This window comes from Streptomyces sp. PU-14G (assembly GCF_041028275.1).
Lineage (GTDB): Bacteria > Actinomycetota > Actinomycetes > Streptomycetales > Streptomycetaceae > Streptomyces.
In genome coordinates, this window is sequence record NZ_JASKYT010000590.1 from 1 (window position 1) to 2249 (window position 2249).

Genomic DNA, 2249 nt, shown 5'->3' on the forward strand with positions numbered 1-2249 from the left:
GCCCCCGAGGGCCCGCTCGGCCCTTCCGCCCCCCTCGCAGAGAAGGACTGGTGGTCATGGTCCGCTTCAGCGTCGTCGTACCGGTGTTCAAGGTCCAGGGCTACCTGCGCGAGTGCCTCGACTCGGTGCTCGGCCAGTCCTTCACCGACCTGGAGCTCATAGCCGTCGACGACCGCTCACCCGACCACAGCGGCACCATCCTCGACGAGTACGAAGCCCGCGACCCGCGCGTACGCGTGCTGCACCTGCGCGAGAACGTCGGCCTCGGGCGGGCCCGCAACGCCGGCGTCGCACACGCCGAGGGCGACTACCTGCTCTTCCTGGACAGCGACGACAGCTACCTGCCCGGCGCGCTGGAGGCCATCGACGCGCAGCTGAGAGCCTGCCGCGACCCCGACGTCCTGGTCTTCGACCACCAGCGCTCCTACTGGTGGGGCCGCCAGGAACCCAGCTCCTTCGGCAGGCAGCTGGCCGCCACCGGCACCCAGACCTTCTCCGCGGCCGAGAACCCCGACCTGCTCACGCTCTTCCACGTCGCCTGGAACAAGGCCTACCGCCGCGCGTTCTACGAGCACGAAGGGCTCAGCTTCGCACCGGGCCTGTACGAGGACGCGCCCGTCTCGAACGAGGCGATGGTGTGCGCCGCCACCATCGGCTGCCTGCCGCGGGTGTGCGTCGACTACCGGCAGCGGCACCGCGGCGCCATCACGCGCTCCCCCGGCCGCAAGCACTTCGACATATTCCCCCAGTACGCCTCGATGTTCGCCTTCCTCGACCGCAGGCCCGACCTGGCGGACCACCGGGGGCTGCTGTTCGAGCGGATGGTGACGCACCTGGTGTTCTGCCTGCGCCGCACGGAACGCGTACGGCCCGCGGACCGGCGCGCCTACTTCCGCCACGCCGCCCGGCACTACCGCACCCACCAGCCGTCCGGCTTCGCCCCGCCCCGCCGCGCCGCCCGCGACTTCTGGCTGCTCGCGCACGACGCCTACCCCCTCTTCGCGGCCCGCGAGACCGTACGGCGCGCCCGGGGCCGCACGTGGCGCGGCGCCCGCGCGGCACGCCGCAGGCTCGCCAAGCGGTACCACCGCCTCTACTACGCCGTGCAGCGCAGGCTCCCCCTCGACGACGATCTGGCCGTCTACGCCGCCTACTGGTACCGCGGTGCCGCCTGCAACCCGGCAGCCGTCGCGGAGAAGGCACGGGAGATCGCCCCGCACCTGCGGAACGTGTGGATCGTCAGGCCCGAAGCCGCCGCCACGCTGCCCCCCGGGGCCGACCACGTCGTGCCGGGCTCCGCGCGCTACTGGCGGACGCTGGCGCGCGCCAAATACTTCGTCAACAACGTCAACTTCCCCGATCACCTGGTCAAACGGCCAGGACAGAGACACGTGATGACCCACCACGGGACCCCGCTCAAGACCATGGGCCTCGACCAGCAGCCCTACCCGGCGGCGGCCCACATGAGCTTCGGCAAACTGCTGCGCCGCGCCGACCGCTGGGATGTGAGCGTCACCTCCAACCCGCACTCGGCCGAAGTGTGGGACCGGGTCTACCCCTGCGCCCACGAGGACCTGCCCGCCGGCTATCCCCGCAACGACCGCTACGCCACCGCCACCGCCGAGGAGGTCGCCGGCATCCGCGCCCGCCTGGGCATCCCCCGCGGCCGCACCGCCCTGCTGTACGCGCCCACCGCACGCGACTACCGCAAGGGCTTCGTGCCCCGCCTCGACCTGGAGCGGCTCAGCGCCGGACTCGGCGAGGAGTACGTGCTGCTGGTGCGGACCCACTACTACTACGGGCGCGACAGCGTGCTGCGCGACCTGCACGCCCGCGGGCTGGTACGGGACGTCTCCCGGCACCCCTCCACCGAGGACCTGTGCCTGGCGGCCGACGCGCTGATCACCGACTACTCGTCCCTGATGTTCGACTACGCCAACCTCGACCGCCCGCTGGTGATCCACGCCCCCGACTGGGAGAGCTACCGCGACTCGCGCGGCGTCTACTTCGACCTGCTCTCCGGCCGCCCCGGCGAGACCCCGGGGCCCGTCACCCGCACCGAGGAAGAGCTGATCGCCGTCTTCCGGAGCGGCACCTGGCGCGGCCCCGAGGCCCGCGCCCTGCGGGCCGCGTTCCGGGAGCGTTTCTGCCCCTGGGACGACGGCCGCGCCGCCGAACGCGTGGTCAGGTCGGCCCTGCTGGGCGAGGACCCCGCCGCCCTCCCCGCGGTCCTTCCGCTGCCGGAACGC

The 2249-nt window shown here is 72.6% G+C and carries 1 protein-coding gene; it reads left to right on the top strand.

Annotated elements, in window-relative coordinates; translation table 11 throughout:
- Window positions 1-56 precede the first annotated feature (56 nt).
- Window positions 57-2249, top strand: a 2193-nt coding sequence (locus AB8Z75_RS33710) for a CDP-glycerol glycerophosphotransferase family protein (RefSeq protein ID WP_369208758.1), incomplete at its 3' end; no start/stop codon positions are given.